This window comes from Sphingobium aquiterrae (assembly GCF_037154135.1).
In the GTDB taxonomy this organism is placed as follows: Bacteria; Pseudomonadota; Alphaproteobacteria; order Sphingomonadales; family Sphingomonadaceae; genus Sphingobium; species Sphingobium aquiterrae.
In genome coordinates this window covers 1-3,021 of the sequence record NZ_JBANFL010000050.1, presented here as the reverse complement: position 1 = coordinate 3,021, position 3,021 = coordinate 1, and the positions used below count along the sequence as shown (strand labels likewise).

The following is a 3,021-nucleotide window of genomic DNA, read 5'->3' as shown; positions in this document are numbered from 1 at the left end:
AACCATCGAAATGAGGGGTCCCTTTTAGACGCCGATCACCCCGCTAACGGGGTCCTTTTTGCACGCCGATCCACACCTTGAGAGATATAAGTTGTACGTAAAATATAACTTGAAGTCGCTCGCTCATCGCGACGCACAGCTGATCGTTGAGCTAAACGAGCGTCGTCAGCAGATTTTTTGCTCGCCGATGTTCATGACGTTACCGGCCTAAGTCTCCCGTCCTACGGGCCAGCCTTGTCACACCTATAGAGACTCCTAATTTCGCCAGGTCTGGCGCAATTCTTGGTCGAACCAGTGCTCGGTATCTTCAAGCGCGCCCATCGTAGATCGAAACACGAAGTAGCCCGAATAACCCTGTTCTTCAGCCCAACGCCTGAAGGCAGAGAATGACGGTTGCCTGACGGAGCCCACGGCAAAGCCGGCAGTCTTCACCCATTGGTGAACCAGACTGCGGATGGCCGGCTCCGCCTCTGTGCGCTTCATTGGCGATCCGCCTCGTCCTCGGACACGTAGCCACCACCGCCATCGTTAATTGTCGGCGGCCAGGAAAAGCTTATCGATATAAGCATGGCGCTCGCCGACCTCATCGCGTGAAGCCCCGATCTTTAATTCTTCAGCATGTCGCGGCCACTCGGCGATGGCGGCGCGGACAGCATCGATCATCTGCGATACCTGAACTTCTGAAAAGCCGTGGCGCTTGGCGAGGCGCAGCACATGCGCCCGGGTCGGCGCACGTCCCTCCCCTTCCACGGCCAGGTAATGCTCCCCGCCAGGGCCGCTCGAAAACGTTAGATCATATGCTGGCGCGAGACGCCATTGATCGTTGGCATCGAGCAAAAAGGCATGCTGGCGGGTGTGGTCGTCCCGATTGTACGCGAGGATGTTGAACAACATGCGTAGGAATGCCTGCTCCAGATCCCCTGCGTGTCGGGTGATGCCGTGCACCGCCCGAAGATAACCGTCATAATCGATACTGGGCATGTGCGATGGCGCTTCGACGGCACCGGCTAGCGAGACCATATGCAGGCGGCGCCCCGGCTCGGGCCGGTCGAAGCGCCGCGTGGCGAAATAGCCGGAACCATCTTTGGCCGGCAGCAGGCGTGACGGCGCCATAGTGATGCCGGCGGCCCGTGCCATACGGGCATAGGCTTCTTCCACGGGTCCGATATCGACAGAATCCGTCAAAGCGCGGAATTTGACGATCCAGCTCTCGAACCCGGCGGCGAGTTCTCCCTCTGCCACGCAGATATCCCCGCCCAGGGAGAAGCCAACATGGACCTTGGGCCGCGCTCCGCCCGAAGCACCTGCAAGAGTGGCAAGCGTATCGGCCAGCCTTGCCTCGTCGCCGACCAGGATCGAGCGCGCCTCGGCGGCAAGTTCATCGAGATCGAGCGTTTGCACGTCTTCCGCGGGCGTCGTCGCAGGCTCATAGACGAGCGCGCCGCGGCCCTGACGACCGACGAGGGCAAGGCGATCGACACCGCTCAAATCATCCCATCGGACATCGAGCTTGGCCAACCGCCGCTTCATCAGCAAGGCACCCCAGCCCTCGGGAAGACTGTCAGCGAGAAATCCATGTAGACCATCGAAGTCGCGCGTGCGCGCCTCGTGCAGACCCGGCTCGGATGGATATAAAGCGGGAGCGATCGGGCGCTTGCTTGCCACGATCTCCCGCGACCATTCGAGCTGCGCACGCCCCTTCGCCATCGCCAATCGACCGATAGGCTGCACCGCCCCTGACTCATCTGGCCATAGCCCAACCTGCAACGGTGCACCGGGGGTGAGTTTCATGCCGATCGCCGCGGCGATCGAGCACGCCTGGACGTGCTTCCCGCCTCTCTCTGTTGGCGCTCAAGGAGCGCATCCATGCTGATCGCGACAAGCTCGGGGAAAAGTGCTTTCAGATCCTGCTCACACCGCAATGCGATCGCCGCACGGACGAGATCGTCGATCGACGCCTTGCCTTCAGTTTCCATGCGACGCCAAGTGCGGTAAGATACGCCCGCTCGGTCTGCGGCCTCCGCCTGGCTCCAATTCAAGCCTAGTCGGCGCGCGCGGATGCGAACACCAATCGTAGCTGCAATTTCTAGCGGAGTTTCAAACATGGTCCATATTTGGACGCTTGATAGGATAAAATCAAGTTAAATGTCCATATATGGACATAACATACAGCCCGATTCAGCTGTGGTGCAGCCAGGCCCGTTTGATTTGAACCTTAGCCACCCAAGGAAGATACAATGAAGGTGAAATTGGCCGAGTTCGAAAACGCGGTAGCACGTTACCTTGATGCAGCCTTATGCGAACCGGTGGAAATCTCCACGGAAGAGCGCAACCATCTCGTGCTGATATCGTGGGATCACTATGAGTTGCTACTTAAGGGCCGGATCGCCCGGCGCATTGACGAGATGGATGAGGCGACACGACGCGCCGTCTCGGCGGCGGAGCCACCCCGTGAAAGTGTCAAGTTCGATGCCGAACTCGATCCCAATCGCGTTGATTGATGAGTAGCGTGCGGACGAATTTTCACGTTATTGGCGTTTATGCCTCATTCTCCGACGAGTAGCTCCCGCAATGCTCCCAGCTTGTTCCGGCCTCTGCTCCTCGACCGGCCGAATAACCTCTTTTTCAAGAAAGTCCGCCCACGCCTGTAGCGCTCGCTTCCTCTGCTCAAAGAGCTCCGAGCGGTTGTAGATACGCATAACCTTGGATGTTGTCGCTGTGGCGACGTGATTCAGGATTCTGTCGGCGACATGCGCTTCAATCGCGAGAACTTCACACGCTACCGTATTAAAAGTCGTACGAAGATCATGGAGCGTCCAACGCTCCATGATTTCGGGCTTTGCTCCGAGTTCTGCAGCGACCTTCCGTCGCGCAGCTGCAATCTTCTCCTCCAGACGCCTCTTCGCCTTCGAGAAACCCGACACCGACGTGTCCCCGGTCGTTGATGTCAATCGGCGTGCAAACGGGACCCCTTATCGGCGCGCAAAAGGGACCCCCTGTCAGGATGGCGGAACGTTGATG

The 3,021-nt window shown here is 58.8% G+C and carries 4 protein-coding genes; 1 reads left to right on the top strand and 3 read right to left on the bottom strand.

The window, feature by feature from the left end; translation table 11 throughout:
* Window positions 1-255 precede the first annotated feature (255 nt).
* From WFP78_RS23320 to WFP78_RS23310, 3 genes are read right to left on the bottom strand one after another with little or no spacing between them, the layout of a single operon-like run.
* Window positions 256-483 (bottom strand): hypothetical protein, encoded by a 228-nt coding sequence (locus tag WFP78_RS23320; protein ID WP_336966898.1) that lies wholly within the window; start codon window positions 481-483, stop codon window positions 256-258.
* 45 nt (window positions 484-528) lie between these two features.
* Complete coding sequence (locus WFP78_RS23315) at window positions 529-1,791, bottom strand: type II toxin-antitoxin system HipA family toxin (RefSeq protein ID WP_336966896.1); 1,263 nt, start codon at window positions 1,789-1,791, stop codon at window positions 529-531.
* On the bottom strand, window positions 1,788-2,105 hold the full coding sequence (locus WFP78_RS23310) for a helix-turn-helix domain-containing protein (RefSeq protein ID WP_336966894.1): 318 nt from the start codon (window positions 2,103-2,105) through the stop codon (window positions 1,788-1,790). Before WFP78_RS23310 ends, WFP78_RS23315 begins: the two co-directional genes overlap by 4 nt.
* A 132-nt stretch (window positions 2,106-2,237) precedes the next feature.
* On the opposite strand from WFP78_RS23310, the gene WFP78_RS23305 reads away from it, so the two are divergent.
* Window positions 2,238-2,501, top strand: a complete 264-nt coding sequence (locus tag WFP78_RS23305) for a hypothetical protein (RefSeq protein WP_336966892.1) — start codon at window positions 2,238-2,240, stop codon at window positions 2,499-2,501.
* The last annotated feature ends 520 nt before the right edge of the window (window positions 2,502-3,021 follow it).